Source organism: Paraniabella aurantiaca, from assembly GCF_050309965.1.
In the GTDB taxonomy this organism is placed as follows: domain Bacteria; phylum Bacteroidota; class Bacteroidia; order Chitinophagales; family Chitinophagaceae; genus Niabella.
This window is the reverse complement of the sequence record NZ_JBLOSY010000001.1, coordinates 458,478-480,598: the sequence shown is the minus strand read 5'-3', so window position 1 is coordinate 480,598 and position 22,121 is coordinate 458,478. Positions and strand designations below refer to the sequence as shown.

Here is a 22,121-nt window from a genome sequence, read left to right as displayed (position 1 = left end):
CATAGAAATATTAAACAAAACTCCAGGTTTTACAAAAAAAAGCAGCCCTCGTGAGCTGCTCCAATCAGTTCTTATAATATTACAGATCAATTCTGTGTTTTACTGCCATAAGCCAGGTCTCCGGCATCTCCCAATCCCGGTACAATATAGCCCTTCGCGGTAATTTCCTCATCAATATCCCCGCACCAGATGGTTGCTTCAGGTACTTCGCGTGTTACGTATTCCAAACCGTCTACACATGCTATTGCAGCAGCAATATGAATATCCTTGGGCTTACCCTCATTTTTCAGGAACTGCACCGTTTTTACCAGCGAAGCTCCGGTAGCCAGCATTGGATCCGAAATAATAATAATACGGTTGTCCAGCTCCGGCGTACTTATATATTCAATCTCTATTTCGAAGCTACCATCTTTGTGATGCTTGCGGTAGGCCGATATAAATGCATTATCGCCTTTGTCAAAATAACTCAATAATCCCTGATGCAAGGCCAAACCTGCACGCAAAATGGTGGCCAATACGGGCTGTTCTGATAGCTTTTTGCTGTTAGAAATACCTAAAGGTGTTTGCGTTTCGACTATTTCGAAGGGTAATGTTTTACTTATTTCATAGGCGATCACTTCGCCAATACGCTCTAAATTGCGCCTGAACCGCATACGATCGTTCTGCACTTCCACATCCCTCAATTCACTTACCCAGTTACTCAGCAGGCTATGACTCTCACTTAAATTTATGATCATTGGTATTGGCTTTTTTTGTTGAGCGATATAATTACTGGTGTGTTTTATTACTTTCGCAAACATACAGGATTTTATATTTTTTATGAGCCCGGCCTGAGAATATAAATGATAGCCCCGCCCGGGCAGGGGCCGGCGTTTGGTGCAGCAGGTGTCGCACCCTTTATTATGGCTCAGGTCGTTGGTCTGCTGGATATCTGCTGTTAAAGCGCTCCTGTCCTTTTTATTACTTAAATTGTTTTAGAACTACCATGGTTTATCGTGCTATAGGCTTAATGAGCGGCAGCTCCCTCGACGGATTGGATATTGTGTTTGCTGAAATTTTGGAAAATGGGGGTAAGTGGAGTTATGAGCTGGTTCATGCGGACTGCATCCCTTACAGCAGCGAATGGATCGAGCAATTAAAAAATGCCACTTCGCTTTCTGCATTAGATTATCAACTCCTGCATACAGCATATGGCCATTATATAGGTCAATGTGTTAATGAGTTTATAGAAAAACATCAGTTGCATTTTAAAGTTGCTGTTATCGCATCGCATGGACATACTACTTTTCATATCCCTGCAAAAAAAATGACGGCACAATTGGGAGACGGGGCTGCCATTGCCGCAACTACCCAGTTGCCGGTGGTTACAGACCTGAGGGCGATGGATATTGCCTTTGGTGGCCAGGGAGCGCCTATTGTGCCGATCGGGGAGCAACTGTTTTTTTCTAATTACCAATACTTCCTTAATATCGGTGGCATTGCCAATATTTCCATTAGCAACGATGGTTATAAAGCCTTCGATATTTGTGCGGCTAACCGTGTTTTGAATATGCTGGCCAACGAAGCCGGACAAGAATTTGACAGGGACGGTGCATTGGCCAGAAGCGGACAGGTAAACCAGGCACTGCTTAATGAACTCAATGGCCTGACTTATTACACCCTTCCTATCCCTAAATCATTAGCCAATAGTTTTGGTACTGATACCGTATTTCCTATTATCAAGAAATACGGACTAACTACTGCGGATGCCCTGCATACTTATGTGGCCCATATTGTAAGGCAGATTAAAAATGCTGTTATGAGCAACCGGGTATCTGCTAATGGAGAAGAACAACTACTGGTAACAGGCGGTGGCGCATTAAACGGTTATTTGATAGAACGCTTACAAGAAGCACTGGGGTCTATAAAGGTTATCATCCCGGATGAGCAATTGGTTCAATACAAAGAGGCACTAATTATGGCCTTAATAGGTGTATTGCGCTGGCGCGAAGAATACAATGTACTGAGCTCGGTAACCGGGGCAACACGTAATAGCGTAGGTGGAGCTATGTGGATGGGACAGGAGGAATAAGGAGGGACGACAGCGGACAGTTGATAGCAGACAGAAGGCAGATGAAATTTTGTGCATGATCGTTCACAGATAAACGCTTGTAGCCGATACTGATCAGCTATGAACTATTGGCTATGAACCATGAACGTTCCCTTCCTACATCATAATCTTTACCACCATTTCCTTTAACAGTTCGGCATCCTCTACCCTGGCGGTATTAATGCCCAGGCTTTTGAGGTTGTAGCTATGCAGCAGCAGCAGTATTTTCTCTACATCCCGGAAGCTGTAAGTTTTTGAAGCCTGTAAATAACTCTTTACGAAAAATGGTCCTACACCAATCTGTTTGGCAATAGCGTCTTCTCCGCCGGAGGCGCCATAAACCATATAGGTTTTATTGAAAAAAGAATACAGTGAGGGTAATACGAGTTGAATGGGCGCTATTTTAGGGTTGGCCGCAAAATACTGGATGATACGTACCGCTTTGGCCAGATTACGTGTAGCAATAGCGTTCTGCAACTCAAATACGTTAAACTCCTTACTGATGCCTACATAATTCTCTACATCTTCTTCGGTAATGGATTTCCGGGTGCCCAGGTTAATGAGTATTTTATCAACCTCATTTTTAATCCGGCTCAGGTCATTACCAATATGGTCTACGATCAGGCTGTTGGCCTTTGGCGATATCGTATAACCCATACTTTTTACAACAGTATTCACCCATTCGGGCAGTGCATTGTCGTATAACTTCTTGGTAACAATATATTCCGTTTTGTCTTTTACCAGTTTGGCAAACTTGGTGCGTGAATCCAGCTTCTTATCCTTAAATGCTACCAATAATATAGTAGATGATAAGGGTGTCTGAATATAGGGCTCCAGCTTATCTACATCTTTCATTTGCTGGGCCTCCTTTACAATTACAACCTGCCTGTCAGAAAACATAGGATACTTGCGGCATGCGTTTAACACATCGGGCCAGGCAGCGTCCTTCCCATAAAAAATGGTGAGGTTAAAAGAGGCTTCACTTTCGCTAAGAATATGATGTTCTGCATAATTTACCAGTTGATCTACATAGAATTCCTCGTCGCCTTCTATCCAATATACTGGTTTATAAGCATTTTTCTTCCAATCTGATATTACCTTATCCACGGACATGCACGCAAGATAATTTTAAATCCCAAAATATTATCAAAATAACGAAGACAGTACCAACCTTTCTTGATTTGGCATAATTTATGTTTTGACTGTAAAGACATTTTTAGAAATATTAGGAAATTCTTTAACCTACTGCGTTAATTTGCAGTTTTTTAGTGCAGTTTTTAAATTAAAAAAATTATTGTTTTATGGCAAACACAAATTATCCCTCTGCCTCTCAGCAGCCATCCAATAATACGCCCTCTGGTTCCAACGGTGGTAGAAACCTTATTATCGGCCTCCTTGTTGCCGCATTACTTGGAACATGGGGCTTCATGCTTTGGAATAAAAATTCGGGCTCTGAAGGCGGAAATGTCTTTTCCGGTACAGATGCTCAGACTGAAACAGTCATGTCTGAATCAGATTCGTTAAGACAAATGTTTAACCTGGCTGAAATGCGCCTGGACTCTATTACAGGAGCTAATAATAACCTGCAGGGTGAAAAAACAGCTTTGCAAAAAGAGATCGATTCAAGAAAAGCTGAAATCAATAAAATATTGAGCAGCAATAATGCTACAGCTGCTGATTTGAAAAGAGCACGCCAGCTGATAGGCGAACTGAATGGCCAGATCGGAAGACTGGAAGCTCAGGTTACACAGCTTAAAGGCGAAAATCAGGAGTTAACAGCACGCAACACGCATTTAACATCTGAAAAAAACGTGTTGAGCCAGAACCTGGACATGCGCACTGCAGAAAATGATGAATTGGCTAACACTGTTGATGTAGCCAGCACATTGGCAGCATCAGGTATGTCAGTTACTCCTTTGAAAGAAAGAAAAAATGGTAAAGAGAAAGAAACCAGCTTTGCCAGAAAAGTAGATAAATTACAGATCGCCTTTAATATCGAAAACAGGATTACTACTTCAGGTCCTGCCGATCTTTACGTGATTGTTACTGACCCTAAAGGCGCTATTGTTCAGAATTCTGAATTAGGCTCAGGAGCCATGACTACCCGCCAGGATGGTGACAGGAACTTTACAGCGAAAATCCCTGTAGAATATGAAACAGGTACCCGTAAAGGCGTTTCTTTCCCCATTAAAAACCTGGAAGGCTTTAAACCCGGTGATTACAAAATTGAAGTATATCATAACGGCTTTAAAATAGGCGAAGGCATCAGAAGCCTTAGGAAAGGAATCTTTGGTTAATAACATCAGAAACCCCCAATATAAATGCCGCCTCAAAAGGGCGGCTTTTCTTTTGATGTATTTCTATATAAAGGTTGTATAAATGAAATTGACAGCTATCACTTTACAACATATGTTCGCAAAAATTGTGGCCCCTTTATCAGGTAAAGCTAAAACCAGCGAAAGGTTTTCACATGAGTTCTACATAGTCGATATGAATTAGAGCCGGGATTTGACAGACATATCACTGATAGTTTTTTAGTCTGCTTATATTATACTGGCATATATTGGTGTAAAAAGGCAGGTCAAACGTATCTGAAAACTTACACGTGAAAGCCCCAATCATACGTAAAGAGCCGGCCTTATTATAGCAAATATGGGTTTAGATAGTTTTAAAAATCCCGCCGGATGATAAAGTAGTGGTAAACCAACCATCAAAATAAGATGCACTTACACCCTGGTACAAAGCAATTTATATTAGTTAACAAACCCCCAGAAAATACCGAATCTGATGATTAAGCCTGCATAAGGATAATCGGGCGTTGCAAAATTGTTATTGGTGAATCCATAAGAGGTCTTGCCATCTACACCAACCAGGCTCCTGAATGTATTGAGGTTTTCGGCACGCAAAAATGCCCTGAACGAATTGATCCGGAAATGAACAAATGCTGCGATATCGGGTAGTTTATATTTTACCATAGTACTGTCCTGGTAAAAAAACTGTCCCAGCAAAGGTGAATAATTATTGGCTTTATAATTAGTGCGATACCTTGTATCAAAACCCATGGCAATTTTGAGATTATTGAAACCCAGGTTGCCTTCGTACATAATACGGTTGCGGGTTAACCAGGAAGGTACATTTACCGGACCATTGCCAATTACCTGTTGAAAATAGTTGTCTGTTATCCATTTGAACTGGTCTTTTTTGCCAAATGCAAATGTTTTATGGGCAGATATCTGCAATAAATTAAATAAGGGGGCCTGGTTGATATTGTAAAAATCAGTATAATAGATATAATTATTCACCAGGTAGTAGTGCCCGGTTAACCTCAACTTCAGCAAAGGCTGATATAGCGTAGCATACAGGTGCGTACTGTTCTCCTTTTTGAAGCTTACTGTATCCTTCATATAGTAAAACGAACTATTGGGATTCGTAATATAAGAAGGACTTCGGTTTACATTTTCAAAACCCAGCTTAAGCGACCCGATTTTCTCGCCGAAAGAGCTTTGAATACTGGCAGCCGCATCGTAGTCTCCTGCGTTCATTCCAATAAAATACAGGTTACCCCTGGCTAAAAGGTCCCAACGTTGGTTTTTGGTGCGGTTTCGATACTCGCCATGTCCCATCAGGTTATAACCCTTATTGATCCTGTCATCGCTGTAGTTGATACCATCCGTGGTTTCAGTAACCCCATCCCTGAATGTTCCCGTTAAGTTTTGCAGGGCAACTCCAAGCTTCAAAAACTGTTGCGTATTCTTTTCGTCAGGGAAAGTGTAAATGGAGAAGTCATTCATTAACTCCTTCCAAAAGTCTTCTCTTCGAAAAAGGGAATTTACTCCAGGCAGATCATAATACTCGTTATAATATTCTGGCCGCGGGCTAGCATCTGAAAAAAGATATTTATAGGCGCTGTATCGAATGGTATGCTCTAACCGTACACGAGGGAAAAACAGCGGTATTACCGTGCTGTCGTTTACCAGCGAATCTTTACGTCCTAGATCGTATTGATGACGCATTACGGCATTAAAATCTTCATAAGTATTACCTGTAGCGATATCCGTGTTAAAAATTCCGGATCCAAAACCCGACTCCCCACCTAATTTGGTATTCACCCTGGACCGATCAGCAAAGTCGGGATTATCGATATAATTCTGATCGTTGAGTATACCTCCGCTTTCGCTACCTTTTAGCTTGTTGGCAATGATGGCTACATAATTGGTATATCGCCTGTCCTGGGTTTGAAACCAGTTGGTTATGGCGTAATTATTATGACTGGTTTTTTGATTACGATAAATACCCGGAGCACCAACCATCCTGTAATGAACGCTGGCGTTCCACTGGGGTTTAATGTTTTGTGTATGCATCAGCTCAATCATTTGTTCGCTGCGCGTACCTAGCAGGTAACTTATTTCCGAGTAGGGCCTTGTAACTGTAAAAAAACGGGCTTTATCTACCGTAAATTTATAAATATCATACGCATGAAAACCGGCATCCCAGCCCGATTTCATAGTAGGAGAGAATAAAAAAGACTGCGCTGCCGCACCTGTATTAGTAAGGTGATAATAGTCTGCCGGAATGGGATATTTTACAGTAAAATCATTAATGGTGGAATCCACCCGGTACGCTCTTGCGGTATCGAGATATCGATAGCTAATCGTAACCGAGTCTTCAAATTTATTCCGTCTTCCTATTGAGTCAGCTCCTCCCCCGGCGTTCGCAATACCTCTGAACCTGTCGCTAACACCCCTGACAGGGTTTTGAGCATATATAGAAAAGCCCACTAAAACCAATACCAGTAAAAAAATACCCCTCATTGAATCTCTATAAAGCTTTTATCAATTCAGTGAATAAATGTGCCAGTTTAGGCTCGGCTGCGTTAGCAGCTTCCAACACTTCCTCATGGGTAATCACATTTTCTTCATCCCTGATACCCAGGTCTGTAATAACACTCACTGCAAAAACTTCCATTCCCATGTGGTTCGCTACAATGCACTCCTGTACCGTGCTCATCCCCACTGCATCAGCCCCTACAATTTTTATCAGCCGGTATTCGGCCCTGGTTTCGAAAGTAGGTCCTGTTACCACAAAATAAACGCCTTCATGTAATTTAATAGAAGCAGCCTGGCCTATTTCTTTGGCCCTGGCAATCAAATGCTTTTTATAGGGTTCGCTCATATCGGGAAAACGGGTACCCCATTCTTCTATATTTTTACCTATAAGCGGGTTAGGCGTACTGAAACTGATATGATCGTTAATAATCATAATATCTCCCACACTAAAGGCCTCATTAACACCGCCCGCCGCATTGCTCAGTAAAAGCGTTTGTACGCCAAGCATTTTTAATACCCTTATCGGGAATACCACTTCCTGCGGAGTATAGCCTTCATAATAATGAAACCGGCCACTCATGGCCACTATCTTTTTACCCGAAAGCTCGCCGAAGATCAATTTACCCGAATGTCCTTTAACCGTAGACACCGGAAAATGGGGTATATCAGTATAAGGCACTTCCTTTTCTATCTTTATTTTTTGTACAAAATTGCCCAGCCCGCTTCCCAATATGATCGCCACCCTGGGTTGCCCTTCATATTGAGCTTTTAAAAAAGCAGCTGTTTCATTTACTTTTTGTACAATAACCTCACTCATACGGATATTATTTTAAGTGAGCAAATATAGTGAAAGGGAATAGCTTAGCAGAAGTTCAAAACGTTAATACCTTTGCAGCCGCTAGTTTTATTAATATTTTAAGACAAAACAGTTTGTCCGGCGCAACAGGGAGGGATTATTGTATGAAATTTCAGATCAGGGAATATAAAGAATCAGATCAACCATCGGTGCTGTTGGTTTGGGAACGATCGGTATCGGCCACGCACCATTTTTTGTCACGAAAAGATTTTGACGCCATTAAAAACATTGTAGCGCAAATACCTTTTGCAAAGCTGAATGTGCATTGCCTGATTGTTGAAAATAAAATAGCGGGTTTTATATCCGTAATTGAGAGAAAAATAGAAATGCTGTTCCTGGCCCCGGAATATATAGGCAAAGGACTGGGTAAGGAATTGCTTCAGTTTGCATTACGTAAATTGGGAGCCTGCCAGGTAGATGTGAATGAACAAAATGAGCAGGCTGTTCAGTTCTATAAGAAATCGGGATTTGTTGTTTCAGAACGATCAGCAAAAGACGATCTCGGTTTCGACTATCCTTTGTTAAAACTGCGCCTGCAACAAACTGAGAAGTAACCATTGCAGTTAATAGTTACCCATAACAGGTAATATATCAAAAAGGCATTTAAACATTGTTGAGGCGCTGCCCTTACACGAGGGCAGGCATTCACGGGAAATCGGCACTCAATGAAATTAAAAAGAGCCTGCCCATATTTGCAGACTCTTCTTTATATGTACGGAGCAATTACTTGTTATATTGAGCATTCAGCTTGTCGATCTTTTTTTGTATTTCGGTGATGTTCTTTTCCGACTTCGCCAAACTTTCTTCTTTATCAGCCACTTTGGATGTTAATCTCACCGCCTGCTTATTATCGCTGGATGCACGGTCGGCGTCCTTTTTCGCTTTTTTAGCCGCACCCGGGTCACCTACATTTGCCGACATCTTTGCTGCCGCTTCTTTGCTATCAGCCGCTGACTGTGCCGCTTTTTCATTTGCTTTCTGTAAATCCGTTTTGAGATCGACCAGATCGTTCTGGTTTTGGGCCAGCTTTATTTTTTCTTCGTATAAGTCTACATTTAATTTTGCCAGGTCCTTATTATACTGTAACACCTTGATCGAATCTTTGGAAACCGCTGTCGTTTGGGCATCTGCAGCCATACCCAATCCCATGGTGGTTAAACTCACTAATAATAGTTTAATGTTTAAGCATTTCATATTAAAAATTTAAGCTGAAGTTGCAAAAACATTGTTTACAAAAAAGCAATATTCGACGAAATGCCCGATTCATTCTGTGAAGCAGAACACCAGGTCAAACTTTGAATACAAACTTTAAACTTTCCTCTTATCTTCGTGCCAAAAGTTTTTTACTATGAACCTTCATGAATATCAGGCGAAAGAGTTATTAAAAAAATACAATGTTCCGGTGCAGGAAGGCTACGCATGCAGTTCTGTTCAGGAAGCTGAAGAAGCCTACCGTAAGATAAAAACTGACAGCGGCAGTAAGTTTGCTGTTGTAAAAGCACAGATCCATGCCGGCGGTCGCGGAAAAGGAACTGTAAAAGAAACAGGCATAAATGGTGTAAAAGTTGCGAAATCTTTAGAAGACATACAGGAGTTTGCACAGGGCATATTGGGTGGTACCCTTGTAACCGTTCAAACGGGACCTGCGGGTAAAGTAGTAAACAAGATATTTGTAGGCCAGGACATGTACTATGATGGACCTAGCGAAAGACAGGAGTTTTATCTTTCTATTTTGTTAGATCGCTCAAGTGGTAAAAATGTGATCATGTACAGTACCGAAGGCGGTATGAACATCGAAGATGTGGCGCATGATACACCTGAAAAAATATTCAAAGAGTTTGTTCATCCTTCAGGCGGTCTTCAGGGATTCCAGGCAAGAAAAATTGCTTTTAACCTGGGATTAAAAGGTGAAGCATTTAAGAACTGCGTAAAGTTCGTGATCAATTTATATAACGCTTATGTAGGATTAGATTGCGGCATGCTGGAGATCAACCCATTGTTCAAGGCTGCCGACGATAAGATCATTGCAGTAGATTGTAAAATGAGCCTGGATGATAACGCGATGATTCGTCACGCCGACCTGGCCACTTTAAGAGATATTACGGAAGAAGATCCAACAGAAGTAGAAGCAGGTAAGCACAACCTGAACTTTGTAAAACTGGATGGCAATGTAGGTTGTATGGTAAACGGGGCCGGGCTTGCAATGGCTACTATGGATATGATCAAATTAAGCGGTGGTGAGCCAGCTAACTTCCTTGATGTAGGGGGTACTGCCAATGCACAAACTGTTGAAGCTGGGTTCAAGATCATTATGAAGGATCCTGCAGTAAAAGCTATCCTGATCAATATCTTCGGCGGTATCGTTCGTTGCGATCGTGTAGCTGCTGGTGTTATTGAGGCCTACAAAAACCTTGGCAATATTGAAATCCCTATCATCGTTAGATTGCAGGGAACCAATGCTACAGAAGCTAAGAAGCTAATTGATGAAAGCGGCCTGAAAGTACAATCTGCGATTCTCTTAAGCGAAGCAGCAGATCTTGTAAAGAAAGCAGTAGCTTAATAATACATATATAAGCAGCTAAATTTTATTATTAAAAGCCTGTAAGAGGTTCTTACAGGCTTTTTTGTTTTTGGTTTTTAACGAATTTCTAATCCCCTGCCGCCGGCTTTGGCCAAGTTATTGTAGCGGTAGGCTGGCAATAGAAAAACTTACACTAAACCTTATCGAACAAACTATGTTATTGAAGCTAAACCGAGGAATACTCTTCTTTGTATTCCTTCTCTCCTCTTTCAACTTTGTACAGGCTCAAAATATCAACGGAAAAGTTATCGGTAAAACCGGTATCGGCTTAAGCGATACTTATCTTTTTAAAACAGGTTCTGCCGACACTGCCATAACAAATACGGAAGGCATTTTTAGTTTAAAAGCCACCCGGGGAGATTCTGTACAAATAAGAAATAGCCTGCTGAATTTAAACCTGTCTTTTGTTGTGCCGGCTGCAGACAGCATTCTGATCAATATAAAAGACAACAGCGAGATTGAAGTAGGGAGCTGGAAAAAGAGCAGTAGTATTAAAGACTCCATCACCGGCCAGGCCCAGACGGTGGTTGATTCGGTAAAAAAACAATCGGCTGTGCAAACCAACAATGCCACAGCCGCTAATGGTGCCGACAGCGCAACCACAACTGCAGCAGTATCTAATACAGGAGACACTATTTTTATAAAAGGTACCGTAACTAACAGTGCAGGAGAGCCCCTGCCTGCTGCCAGTATTGAATATCCCGATGGGAAATTATACACTGCAGGAATTGATGGTAGTTTCTCCATCCCTTTTATCCCCAATGCCAAAGTGCGTTTTTCGGCCGTTGGTGTTGCAGCGCAGGAACGAACACTTACAACCGCTAATGCATTAACGATACAATTGCAGCAAACTACACCCGAACAACTCGAAGAGGTAACCGTAACAGCATTAGGCATCTCCAAGAAAAGCAGGGCGGTTGGATATGCAGTATCGGAGGTAGATGGCAGCGATATCCAAACGGCCAAAGAAGTAAACTTCGTAAATAACTTAGCGGGGCGTGTAGCTGGTGTTCAAATTTTAACTAACAGCGGCTCGATGGGCGGCTCTACCAAAGTTAACATACGTGGTCCTAAATCTATTCAGGGTGACAACAATGCCCTGTTTATTGTTGACGGCATCCCTTTCAGCAACTTAAATACAAACTCCTACGGTCAGCAAATTGGTGGTGGGGGTTTTGATTACGGCAATCCCATCCAGGATATAAACCCTGATGATATTGAGCAGATATCCGTACTAAAAGGTGCGGCTGCCACCGCTCTTTATGGAAGCCGGGGACAAAATGGTGTGGTTTTGGTGACCACCAAAAAATCGGCCGGCGCTAAAAATTTCGGAGTTAACTACAGCTTAAATATACAGTCAGACAAAGTGTATATTTTACCGGAATATCAAAACCTTTATGGAGGGGGTAGTAACGGGAAATTCGATACACTATGGCAGAGCAAAAACCCTGATTACTTTTTATCTGCAGGCGCAGCTACCTATAACGACCCCGTTAAGGGCGGATATGATTTAATGCCTGAATTCAGTGTGGATGAATCCTGGGGACCACGTTTAGACGGAAGGCTGGTAAGGCATTACTGGTCATTCGACAAAAACAAAGGCAATCCGGATTTTGGTGTTACGGCTCCGTGGTCACCTCAACCAAATAACGTGAGGGACTTTTTCCAAAGCGGACTTACCATCACCAATAGTATCAGTATGGGAGGAAGTAATGACCGAGGATCTATACGTATCGCATTTGCAGATACCAGGCAACGCTTCGTATTACCCAATTCAAAATTAGCACGTACCAATGCAGGGATCAACGGAACGTATAAAATAACAGATGATCTGATCGCTTCAGCAGGTGTACGATATGCCTACACTGAAGCTAAAGGCAGACCTGGCACAGGTTTTACCGGCCAAAACATGATGATGCTCTTTAGCGAGTATGGACAGCGCCAGTGGGATATGAACAGGATGAGCGACTATAAATATGCTGACGGTACCCAGAGAAGCTGGAACAGGCGTTCATTTGCTAATGACACGCTGGCATTTTCGAACAACCCATACTGGACCCGATTCGAAGAATACCAGAATGACAGCAGAAGCCGTGTATTCGGATCCTTAGGGCTCGACTATACTGCTACAGACTGGCTTACATTGAGCACCAAGGTTTTTATGGATACCTATAACACTGTACAGGAGGAGAGGTCTGCTAAAGGCTACTTACCAGGAAGCTACCTGCGCAATACGATAGACTTTAAAGAAATGAACTACCTCGCTACCGCAAACGTAAGAAAAGATATCGGCGAGAAGTTTAATGTTAATGTAACAGTAGGTGGCAATATTATGCGTCAGGACGCCAGATTATTTACGGGCAGTACAACCACCGGCTTAGGTTCTGCGGGAGTATACACCCTGACCAACAGCCTCGGGCCGGTTTTAATAACAGAGCAAAATCCACGCAAACAGATCAATTCGGTATTTGGAACAGCGACTGTTGGTTTTACTAATAGTGTATTCCTTGAGTTAACGGGAAGAAACGACTGGTCATCTACCTTGTTACGCAACGGTCGTCCGCGTGCTTACTTCTACCCTTCAGCTTCAACATCTATCATTTTTTCTGACTGGATCAAAAATGCAGAGTGGTTAAACTTTGGTAAGTTAAGGGCAGGTATTGCACAGGTAGGTAACGATACTGACCCTTTTAACCTGTTTACCGTATACCAGGCTCCTGTTCAATTCAGCGGGCAATCAATGACAGGGGTTGATCCCACCCGGAGAAACCCCAACTTGCTGCCTGAAATGAGTACGGAAAAAGAAGCAGGTATAGAACTGAAAATGTTCAATAACCGCTTTGGTATAGACTTTACTTATTATGATCGCATTACCAAAAACCAGATTATCTCCATCCCTGTATCACAAACAACAGGTTTTACCAACTCCATTATTAACCTTGGTAAAATCAATAACAGAGGTATTGAATTACGGGTTGACGGAACGCCCGTAAAGTCTCAAAACTTTAGCTGGAATATTGCAGTTAATTTCTCCAGAAATATCAATAAGGTTCTCGATCTGGCGCAAAATGGACAGGAAATTACCGACCGGGTTGTGATAGGCCAGGAAAGAAGAATGACTCCCCCGGTAGCTTTAGTTGCAGTGAAAGGCCAGCCCCTTGGTACGTTGTATGGATTTGATTATGCATACGATAACCAGGGACGTAAGATACTGGACTCTGCAGGTCTGTATCAGCTAACCAGTACAACAGTTCCTCTTGGCAGCGTGTATCCTGATTTCGTAGGAGGTGTTACCAATTCTTTTACTTACAAGAATATTTCTTTAAGAACGCTTATTGACTTCAGCCAGGGTGGCAAATTCTTTTCCTACACTAATATGTATGGCAAATATTCGGGCCTGCTGGCCGAAACAGCGGAAAACGGTGTCAGGGAAAACGGTGTGCCGGTATCTGGTGTAGTGAAGCAGGCTGATGGCAGCTACGCCCCTTACGCTATGAATGTTCCTGCTAAAACCTACTATCAGGCAAATTTTGGAAGAAATAATAATGTGCATAGCGCTAACATTTATGACGCCAGCTACATTTATTTAAGAGAAGTAACGTTGGGTTACCAGCTACCCCAAGCATGGTCGGAAAAAATCAGCTCCGACAATATTACTCTTTCATTGTATGGAAGAAACCTATGGCTAATTAAGTCTAATGCGCCGAATGTAGATCCTTCCAATTTGGCAAATGGTTCGGGCAACATACAAGGCTTCGAGGGAGGTGCCCTGCCCTCTGTACGTTCCTTTGGTTTAAATCTCAACATTGCTTTCTAATTCAATACTATTAATGATGAAATACCTATATATAATTTCCAGCATCTTTTTTTTAGCTTCGCTTGGCTCCTGTAGCAAATTCGAAGAGCTTAACACTGACCCTACCAAACCCACCGATGCCACTACATCACAGCTGATACTTTTCGCGGAAAAGAAAGCTTCAGACATCCTATATAATACTTTTACCAATAACCGTGTAGGAATGCACTATGCGCAGTACTGGGCAGGAACCGATTCTAAGCAAGACAGCCGGTATAGCTCTTCTGATGCAGGCTCTGCAAACTTATGGTCCATGTATTCTGTGGTACTGCCGGCATTAAAAGAAATAGAGATCATTAACGAAAGTGCTACTAACCAGGCAACAGCAGCCAATCAGAATGCCGTTGCAGGCGTGCTGCGTGTTTGGGTCTTTCACATGCTTACTGATGCTTTTGGCAATGTTCCCTATTCAGAAGCTATAAGCGAACAGCCCTTACCGGCGTACGATGATGCAGCAACTATTTATAAAGACCTTCTTGTAAAATTAGACGGGTACCAGGCGCAGCTCAACCCATCAAATCCTTCCTTTGCAACCGGTGACGTATTATATAAAGGCGACGTGGCTAAGTGGAAGAAGTTTGCTAATTCGCTTATGCTTCGGATGGCTATGCGCATGAGCAATGTGGATGAAGCTACCGCTAAGCCATATATTGAAAAAGCGATTGCGGGCGGTGTTATTGAGAGCAACGCAGATAATGCACTATTTCCTTATACCAGCAATGCTACAGAGGCTTTTCCTTACAATAATATAGAGCGGGATCCTGTACAGTTTGTGGTAACATCCACATTAATTGATTATATGGTTGCCACGGGCGATCCCCGCTTGCCAATGTATGTCAGAACTGTGGCTGGTGTTTACAAAGGTGCTCCTTATGCATCGGGCGACAATAACGCATCAGATGCGAATAATTTTTCGAAACCTTCCTCAAGAGTTTATAGTCCCAACTTTCCTGGTATTCTCTTTACGGCTTCTGAGGCACTGTTTCTAAAAGCGGAAGCCGCCGCCAGAAATATAACTACCGGAAGCGCAGCCACGTTTTATAACAATGGCATCAGAGAAAGTATGAATTTCTGGGGTGTATCGACAGACAATGCTACGACCTACCTGGAAAGAGTCCCTTACAATACAGACCGCTGGAAAAATAGTATCGGCACCCAAAAGTGGCTGGCCTTTTATATGCAGGGGATGCAGTCGTGGTTTGAACGTGTAAGATTAAACTTCAACAAGCCGGACGGCACACCTCTTTTTATTGCTCCTGTAGCAGGTTCTTTAGATCCTACCGTGTCAATGGTACCCAATCGCATCACCTACCCAACAGCAGAGAACAATACAAACCGGGCTAACAAAAATGCAGCCGCCCAGGCTATTGGCGGCGATACCAAAGGCACTAAGCTCTGGTGGCAAAAATTTTAAATCAGTTGTTACTACATAAGCCTGAATGAACTTCAGGCTTTTTTTATAAATAAACTTTATCATTCGTGAACCTTTCAATATTTGTTTTGTTTGTCTTTTGTCGCATGCGGGTATAAGTGCTATGTAAAAAAAATCAAGGTTCACTTGAATTTCTCAACCTTATCTTTTATGTTTGCGAACATTCAGGATTAAGCATTAGCCAATACCCGTTGTTGTAAAAGACTTCATGAATCGCGTAACACACATACTGTTATTTCTTTTACTTCTTTTTGGCAGCTCTTTCGAAACCATCGATATGGTTACGTACAAAGGGCCGCTGAAGTGTGGTGACAATAAACATCAATCTAATAATAAAGGTGACCACCAGGATGTAGCTGTTGATGATCTCATCATCTTAAAATATCGTAATCTTAATTTAAAAGGAGCGGCTGCTAAAAGAACCGCTGCCTTTTATTACGATTTTACCGACGCTGCATCTGCCATATATCAATCGTCACTTTTCGGCGCCGTATCGAACCAGCCCAGGCAACTAGCGGGTTTCGGGCATTTACACCTCTATTACATTTACTGATTCTCCCTCCTTTTCGCGTTGTGCAACGCATAAGCGTTGAACCTTTTAACAGGAAGGACTCTTCTCGCCTGTTTTATTCACCAGAGTTTACACTCCGGCAGGATCTTCTATTCTTAAAATTTAATCATGAATCAGCAAAAAAAGTTTTTCTTATATAGTGTTATATTATTTTTAGCAGCCGGATGCAAAAGCATGTCGCAGGAAAAGGCTAATAAAGACCAGGACAAAGCTTACCCGGTGATTACCATCGCCAAGCGCGACACTACGCTAAGCATCCCTTACGTTGCCGATATACAGGCAGGTAAGAATGTCGAAATTCACTCGCGCATTGACGGTATACTTAATAAGATTTATATCAAAGAAGGACAGCATGTAAAAAAAGGACAGCTATTATTTAAAATAAATGACAGCGAATTAAGAATAGAGCTCAATAAAACTACGGCGGCCTATAAAAGCGCCATGGCCGATGCGCGGGTAGCACAGGTAGAAGTAGAACGTGTGCAAACATTAGTGGAGAAGGGTATTATTGCCAAAACCGAATTAGACCTCGTCACTGCCAAATACAAAGCACTGCTGGCTAAAGCCGATGTGGCGCTGGCCGATAAAAACGCCGTTAACCAGCGCATACAATACACCAGTGTCACAGCACCTTTCGATGGTATTGTTGACCGTATTCCATTAAAAGAGGGAAGCCTTATTACCACCAGCTCATTTTTAACTACTCTTTCGGATATCAGTACCGTTTATGCCTACTTCAATATATCTGAGAATGAATTTTTCCAGATACAAAACGGAGTTAACGATAATAAAGATATCGTGGCAATTAATCTTGTTTTACCCGACGGTTCACAATACCCGCAGGAGGGTGAACTGCAATCAGCCGAAAGTGAGATTGATGAAAATACCGGTAATATAGCTTACAAAGCAAAATTCACTAACCCGGCCGGCCGCTTAAGACATGGAGCATCAGGTAAACTCCTGATCACCCGCCCCTTACAGGATGTTATTTTATTACCTCAGAAAACCGTTTTTGAAATACAGGATAAGAACTATGTTTTTGTGGTAGATAAAGACAACATCGTACGCATGAAAAGTATACAGATCTCTCAAAGACTGGCCGGCTACTACGTGGTTACCGATGGTCTGCAGCCCAAAGACAAGATCCTGTACGAAGGTATACAAACCGTAAAAGAGGGCGACAAAATTACGCCGCGCTCGGCTTAATCATCTTATCCATATAATATATGCAAACGGCTCGGTTAGTAATGATTGAGCCCTGCATCATCATTTTATTTACCTGAAAGCTATAACATGGTTGAAACTTTTATACGAAGACCCGTGCTATCACTGGTCATCTCAATAATTATAACATTAATTGGTGTACTGGCACTTTTCCAGCTACCTATCACCCAGTTTCCCGATATCGTACCTCCCTCGGTAGCCGTAACAGCCCGTTACACCGGCGCCAATGCCGAAGTATCTGTAGATGCGGTTGCGCTTCCTCTTGAACGTGCTATTAATGGTGTTCCGGGCATGACTTATATGTCTACCGTAACCGGTAACGATGGCGTTACCATGATCACGGTTTATTTCCAGGTAGGCACAGACCCAGATGTGGCGGCAGTGAATGTACAAAACCGGGTAACTACAGTACTGGACGAGCTTCCCGAAGAAGTGATTAAAGCCGGTGTTACCACAGAGAAAGAAGTAAACAGCATGCTGATGTACCTGAACATCACTAGTTCTGACAAAAATGTCGATGAGGACTTCATCTTCAACTTTACCGATATTAATATTCTCAAAGAGTTAAAACGTATTGATGGAGTGGGACGTGCAGAGATTATGGGTGCCAAAGACTACGCGATGCGGGTATGGCTGAACCCCGAAAAGCTGCGCGCCTACAACGTTTCAACGGATGAGGTGATCACTGCATTGCGTCAGCAGAATGTTTCGGCAGCACCTGGAAAAACCGGCGAAAGCTCCGGCAAAACCAAGAGCGACCTGCAATACGTGCTTCGCTATACCGGTAAATTCTCTGAGCCTAAGCAGTATGAAAATATTGCGATCAGGTCCAATAGCGATGGTTCTATATTAAAACTGAAAGATGTAGCAGATGTTGAGTTTGGCGCTATGAGCTATAGCATGGTATCCAAAAGCGATGGAAAGCCCGCGGCTTCTATCATGATCAAGCAACGTCCGGGATCGAATGCCAGCGAAGTGATCGATAATATCAAAGCCAAAATGGAAGAATTAAAAGGCTCCTCCTTCCCTCCTGGCATGGAGTACAGTTATGCTTATGATGTATCCCGCTTTTTAGACGCTTCCATAAGCGCCGTTTTAAAAACATTAATAGAAGCTTTTCTTTTAGTGGGCGTAGTGGTGTTCATTTTTCTCCAGGACTGGCGTTCTACCCTTATACCCGTATTAGCAGTGCCTGTGGCTCTTATAGGCACACTGGCCTGTATGTCAATGCTAGGCTTCTCTATCAACCTGCTTACTTTGTTTGCACTGGTTCTGGCTATTGGTATCGTAGTGGATAATGCCATCGTAGTTGTAGAGGCCGTGCACGTAAAAATGGTGGAAGAGCACCTGCCTCCGCTGGAAGCAACTATTGCAGCTATGAAAGAGATCACCGGCGCTATCATCGCCATTACCCTCGTAATGTCTGCGGTATTTGTACCCGTAGCATTTCTAAGCGGTCCCGTTGGCGTATTCTACCGCCAGTTTTCATTAACCCTGGCCTTCTCCATCGTTATTTCGGGTATTAATGCATTAACACTCACTCCGGCACTCTGCGCTATCATGTTAAAACATACTACTCCTGGTAAGAAAAGCTGGCTTGGCCGTTTCTTCAACTCTTTCAACCGCGGATTTGACAAGACGACTTCAAAATACCAATCCGTTTTAAAGCGCATTGCCGGTAAAAACATCATTACACTAGGCATGCTTGTAGCATTCTTTATTCTTACATGGGGTGCAGGAGCCGTATTACCAGGAGGTTTTATTCCAACGGAAGACCAGGGAATGGTATACGTAAACGTGACCACACCTCAGGGAGCCACTGTTGAACGTACCGAGAAGATCCTCGACGATTTAAATAATGCTACCAGGGACATTGAAGAAATAGAAAGCGTTACCACCCTGGCAGGCTATAGTCTTACCAACGAAATCGCCGGGGCTTCCTATGGTATGGGTATGATCAATCTTAAGTCGTGGAATGACAGGGAGCGAAGCGTTGCTGAAGTGATTAAGGAAATTGAACAGCGCGTTGCTACATTAACCGACGCCAGGGTGGAAGTATTTGCGCCACCAACTGTACCGGGCTTTGGTAATACCAGCGGTTTTGAATTACGCCTGCTCAATAAGGGAGCCGGAGATATTGGTGAAACTTCAGACATCACCAAAGAATTTGTTCAGGCCATCAATAGCACTGAAGAAGTAACCAATACTTTTACCAGTTTTGATGCCACCTTCCCGCAATACCTGATACATGTAGACTACGACATGGCGGCCAAAAAAAATGTTACTGTTGATAATGCCATGGGTACCCTGCAAACATTGCTGGGTAGCTACTATGCCACCAACTTCATCCGTTTTAACCAGATGTACAAAGTGATGGTGCAGGCAGGCCCACAGTTCAGGGCAGAGCCGCAGGACGTATTGAATCAATACGTAAAAAACAGCAATGGAGAGATGGTCCCCTTTTCTTCTTTCATCAGGCTCGAACGCCTGTATGGTCCGGAGCAGCTTACCCGTTATAATATGTTTACCTCCGCCATGATCAATGGAGAACCGGCTCCCGGATACAGCAGTAGCGATGCTATTAAGGCCGTTGAAAAAGTAGCCGCTGAAAAACTACCACGCGGATATGATTTTGACTGGAGTGGCATGACCCGGGAGGAAATACTTTCAGGCAACCAGGCTGTATACATTTTTGCCTTATGTCTTTTGTTTGTGTACCTGCTACTGGCAGCACAGTACGAAAGCTTCCTGCTTCCGCTACCGGTAATCCTTAGTTTACCTGCAGGCATATTCGGTTCTTTCATCTTCCTTAAAATGGCAGGACTTGACAATAATATATATGCCCAGGTTGCCCTGGTGATGCTGATTGGCCTACTGGGTAAAAATGCTATTCTTATTGTTGAGTTTGCTATACAAAGTCGCAAAGAAGGAAAGCCGGTTTTGGAGGCAGCGATAGAAGGAGCTACGCAAAGATTAAGGCCTATCCTGATGACTTCTTTTGCCTTCATCGCCGGGCTGATCCCGCTTTGTATTGCATCAGGCGCCGGTGCCAATGGTAACCGGTCAATAGGTGTGGCAGCCTCCGGTGGTATGTTGATTGGTACCCTATTTGGTCTGCTGATCATACCCGGACTGTACGTGCTTTTTGCCCGGCTGTCAGAAAGGAAAAAGAAAAAACCAGTTGTAGTGTCATTACCCCAATCTCAAAATGCAGACAATGAAAAGAAATAAAATAATCATACCGGTTAGCATCTCATTACTGGCCTTTGGCTGTAACGCCCCAAAGCTGAGCTCGGTAAAAGAAATAAAACCTTTACCAGATGCATACGAAGCTAAAATGCCGATCGATTCTAATAATGTTGCGAGACTGCATTTCAGCGACTTCTTCCAGGATCCCGACCTTATCGCCCTGATCAATAAGGTACTTACCAACAACCTGGACAACAAGATCGCCTCGGAGAGAATTAAAATAGCTACGGCTTACCTGGAAGCTAGGCAAGGAGCGCTCCTGCCTTCAGTTACTGCAGGTTTAAGGGCTTCCGGAACGCACTATGGTAAACATACTATGGAAGGGGTTGGTAACTTCGACACCAACCTCTCACCTAATATTGATAACAGCCAGCAGATACCTACTTTCATCACTCCAGATTACTGGCTGGGATTGAGCGCCTCCTGGGAAATTGACCTTTGGGGAAAGCTGAACAGTTTAAAAGGTGCGGCTATGGAAAGATTCCTGGCCACTCAGCAGGGAAAGGATTTACTGAATGCAGCGCTGGTAACGCATACGGCAACCTTATACTATGAGTTAGTTATGCTGGATAAAGAAGTGTCGATCCTGAACCAGAATATCAAACTACAGGAAAAAGCGCTGGAAGTAGTAAAGATACATAAAGAAGTAGGAAGGGCTACCGAGCTGGCGGTTCAGCAGTTTGATGCACAACTATCTAATACAAAGGCTTCCTTATATAGCATCAAACAGGAAATTGTAGCTACAGAAAACAAATTACTGGAACTTACCGGCAGCTATACGGGCGCTATTAAAAGAGGTGCTTCCATCGATACCAGGTCTATCCAATACCTGGCGCAACATGGCAACCCCAACCAGCTGCTGGAATACAGACCCGATATCAGGATGTCCTATCATGAACTGGCTGCATCACATGCCGACGCTAAAGCCGCCCGGGCAGCCTTCTTCCCCAGCCTGACAATCGGCGCTTTTGCAGGGTTCAACTCATTCAACGCGGAGAAACTGTTTAACCCCACTTCTATAGCTTATCAGTTGATTGGAGGCCTTACTGCTCCGGTATTTCAGAAACGTCAATTAAAAGCAGGCTTTAAAGTAGCAACAGCCGAACAGGAAATTGCTTTTCTTAACTACCAGAAAACGGTTAATGGGGCCTTTCAGGAAGTGAAAACCTTACTCAGCTATATCGCCAATAACCAACAGATTTTAACTGAAAAAAGAAAGGAAGTATCGGCTCTTGATAAAGGCTTGCATGTATCGCAGGATCTTTATGTGAACGCCTATGCAACTTACCTTGAAATTATCGCAGCACAAAAAAGTAAGATCAATGCAGAGATGGATTTAATCAAGACAGAGCGTAATCACGTGAACATATTGATACAACTATATAAAGCCCTGGGCGGCGGAGCCGTTGGATCGTAGCCAGATTTTTTATGTTGGGT

The 22,121-nt window shown here is 43.0% G+C and carries 15 protein-coding genes; 10 read left to right on the top strand and 5 right to left on the bottom strand.

Annotation, left to right across the window (positions count from 1 at the left end; all coding sequences use genetic code 11):
* Window positions 1-86: 86 nt before the first annotated feature.
* The gene (gene upp / locus ACLOAU_RS02115; protein ID WP_427860168.1) at window positions 87-737 is read right to left on the bottom strand and encodes a uracil phosphoribosyltransferase; all 651 of its coding nucleotides are present in this window, start codon (window positions 735-737) and stop codon (window positions 87-89) included.
* Between the two features lie 248 nt (window positions 738-985).
* Between upp and ACLOAU_RS02110 the strand changes: the two genes are divergently transcribed.
* Window positions 986-2,071, top strand: a complete 1,086-nt coding sequence (locus ACLOAU_RS02110) for an anhydro-N-acetylmuramic acid kinase (protein WP_427860167.1) — start codon at window positions 986-988, stop codon at window positions 2,069-2,071.
* Window positions 2,072-2,206: 135 nt separating this feature from the next.
* Here ACLOAU_RS02110 and holA read toward each other — a convergent pair whose 3' ends face one another.
* Window positions 2,207-3,202 carry a DNA polymerase III subunit delta gene (holA, locus tag ACLOAU_RS02105; protein WP_427860166.1) on the bottom strand — a complete coding sequence of 332 codons (996 nt, stop codon included), beginning with the start codon at window positions 3,200-3,202 and terminating at the stop codon, window positions 2,207-2,209.
* Between the two features lie 188 nt (window positions 3,203-3,390).
* Between holA and ACLOAU_RS02100 the strand changes: the two genes are divergently transcribed.
* Complete coding sequence (locus ACLOAU_RS02100; RefSeq protein WP_427860165.1) at window positions 3,391-4,386, top strand: DUF8428 domain-containing protein; 996 nt, start codon at window positions 3,391-3,393, stop codon at window positions 4,384-4,386.
* A 456-nt stretch (window positions 4,387-4,842) separates the two neighbouring features.
* On the opposite strand, the gene ACLOAU_RS02095 is transcribed toward ACLOAU_RS02100, so the two are convergent.
* Both ACLOAU_RS02095 and ACLOAU_RS02090 read right to left on the bottom strand, forming a co-directional pair.
* Window positions 4,843-6,900, bottom strand: coding sequence for a putative porin (locus ACLOAU_RS02095; protein ID WP_427860164.1), 2,058 nt, complete (start codon window positions 6,898-6,900; stop codon window positions 4,843-4,845).
* Window positions 6,901-6,907: 7 nt separating this feature from the next.
* Window positions 6,908-7,732 carry a purine-nucleoside phosphorylase gene (locus ACLOAU_RS02090; RefSeq protein WP_427860163.1) on the bottom strand — a complete coding sequence of 275 codons (825 nt, stop codon included), beginning with the start codon at window positions 7,730-7,732 and terminating at the stop codon, window positions 6,908-6,910.
* Between the two features lie 143 nt (window positions 7,733-7,875).
* Between ACLOAU_RS02090 and ACLOAU_RS02085 the strand changes: the two genes are divergently transcribed.
* A complete protein-coding gene (locus ACLOAU_RS02085; protein WP_427860162.1) occupies window positions 7,876-8,325 on the top strand; it encodes a GNAT family N-acetyltransferase in 450 nt (149 codons plus the stop codon).
* Window positions 8,326-8,494: 169 nt separating this feature from the next.
* Here ACLOAU_RS02085 and ACLOAU_RS02080 read toward each other — a convergent pair whose 3' ends face one another.
* The gene (locus tag ACLOAU_RS02080; protein ID WP_427860161.1) at window positions 8,495-8,965 is read right to left on the bottom strand and encodes a hypothetical protein; all 471 of its coding nucleotides are present in this window, start codon (window positions 8,963-8,965) and stop codon (window positions 8,495-8,497) included.
* A 154-nt stretch (window positions 8,966-9,119) separates the two neighbouring features.
* Between ACLOAU_RS02080 and sucC the strand changes: the two genes are divergently transcribed.
* From sucC to ACLOAU_RS02045, 7 genes are all read left to right on the top strand, one after another.
* Window positions 9,120-10,331 (top strand): ADP-forming succinate--CoA ligase subunit beta, encoded by a 1,212-nt coding sequence (gene sucC / locus ACLOAU_RS02075; protein ID WP_427860160.1) that lies wholly within the window; start codon window positions 9,120-9,122, stop codon window positions 10,329-10,331.
* A gap of 181 nt (window positions 10,332-10,512) precedes the next feature.
* Entirely contained in the window at window positions 10,513-14,169 is a 3,657-nt protein-coding gene (locus tag ACLOAU_RS02070) for a SusC/RagA family TonB-linked outer membrane protein (protein ID WP_427860159.1), read from the top strand.
* A gap of 13 nt (window positions 14,170-14,182) precedes the next feature.
* Window positions 14,183-15,622, top strand: coding sequence for a SusD/RagB family nutrient-binding outer membrane lipoprotein (locus tag ACLOAU_RS02065; RefSeq protein ID WP_427860158.1), 1,440 nt, complete (start codon window positions 14,183-14,185; stop codon window positions 15,620-15,622).
* A 226-nt stretch (window positions 15,623-15,848) separates the two neighbouring features.
* Window positions 15,849-16,193, top strand: coding sequence for a hypothetical protein (locus ACLOAU_RS02060; protein ID WP_427860157.1), 345 nt, complete (start codon window positions 15,849-15,851; stop codon window positions 16,191-16,193).
* A gap of 126 nt (window positions 16,194-16,319) precedes the next feature.
* The gene (locus ACLOAU_RS02055; protein WP_427860156.1) at window positions 16,320-17,417 is read left to right on the top strand and encodes an efflux RND transporter periplasmic adaptor subunit; all 1,098 of its coding nucleotides are present in this window, start codon (window positions 16,320-16,322) and stop codon (window positions 17,415-17,417) included.
* A gap of 87 nt (window positions 17,418-17,504) precedes the next feature.
* Complete coding sequence (locus tag ACLOAU_RS02050; RefSeq protein WP_427860155.1) at window positions 17,505-20,666, top strand: efflux RND transporter permease subunit; 3,162 nt, start codon at window positions 17,505-17,507, stop codon at window positions 20,664-20,666.
* Window positions 20,653-22,101, top strand: a complete 1,449-nt coding sequence (locus ACLOAU_RS02045) for a TolC family protein (protein ID WP_427860154.1) — start codon at window positions 20,653-20,655, stop codon at window positions 22,099-22,101. The genes ACLOAU_RS02050 and ACLOAU_RS02045 overlap by 14 nt, the downstream gene beginning before the upstream one ends.
* The last annotated feature ends 20 nt before the right edge of the window (window positions 22,102-22,121 follow it).

Excerpts from the sequence above, each read along its gene's own strand:
- upp (WP_427860168.1), bottom strand. The coding sequence starts at position 737 with ATGATCATAAATTTAAGTGAGAGTCATAGCCTGCTGAGTAACTGGGTA.
- ACLOAU_RS02110 (WP_427860167.1), top strand. The coding sequence starts at position 986 with ATGGTTTATCGTGCTATAGGCTTAATGAGCGGCAGCTCCCTCGACGGA.
- holA (WP_427860166.1), bottom strand. The coding sequence starts at position 3,202 with ATGTCCGTGGATAAGGTAATATCAGATTGGAAGAAAAATGCTTATAAA.
- ACLOAU_RS02100 (WP_427860165.1), top strand. The coding sequence starts at position 3,391 with ATGGCAAACACAAATTATCCCTCTGCCTCTCAGCAGCCATCCAATAAT.
- ACLOAU_RS02095 (WP_427860164.1), bottom strand. The coding sequence starts at position 6,900 with ATGAGGGGTATTTTTTTACTGGTATTGGTTTTAGTGGGCTTTTCTATA.
- ACLOAU_RS02090 (WP_427860163.1), bottom strand. The coding sequence starts at position 7,732 with ATGAGTGAGGTTATTGTACAAAAAGTAAATGAAACAGCTGCTTTTTTA.
- ACLOAU_RS02085 (WP_427860162.1), top strand. The coding sequence starts at position 7,876 with ATGAAATTTCAGATCAGGGAATATAAAGAATCAGATCAACCATCGGTG.
- ACLOAU_RS02080 (WP_427860161.1), bottom strand. The coding sequence starts at position 8,965 with ATGAAATGCTTAAACATTAAACTATTATTAGTGAGTTTAACCACCATG.
- sucC (WP_427860160.1), top strand. The coding sequence starts at position 9,120 with ATGAACCTTCATGAATATCAGGCGAAAGAGTTATTAAAAAAATACAAT.
- ACLOAU_RS02065 (WP_427860158.1), top strand. The coding sequence starts at position 14,183 with ATGATGAAATACCTATATATAATTTCCAGCATCTTTTTTTTAGCTTCG.
- ACLOAU_RS02060 (WP_427860157.1), top strand. The coding sequence starts at position 15,849 with ATGAATCGCGTAACACACATACTGTTATTTCTTTTACTTCTTTTTGGC.
- ACLOAU_RS02055 (WP_427860156.1), top strand. The coding sequence starts at position 16,320 with ATGAATCAGCAAAAAAAGTTTTTCTTATATAGTGTTATATTATTTTTA.
- ACLOAU_RS02050 (WP_427860155.1), top strand. The coding sequence starts at position 17,505 with ATGGTTGAAACTTTTATACGAAGACCCGTGCTATCACTGGTCATCTCA.
- ACLOAU_RS02045 (WP_427860154.1), top strand. The coding sequence starts at position 20,653 with ATGAAAAGAAATAAAATAATCATACCGGTTAGCATCTCATTACTGGCC.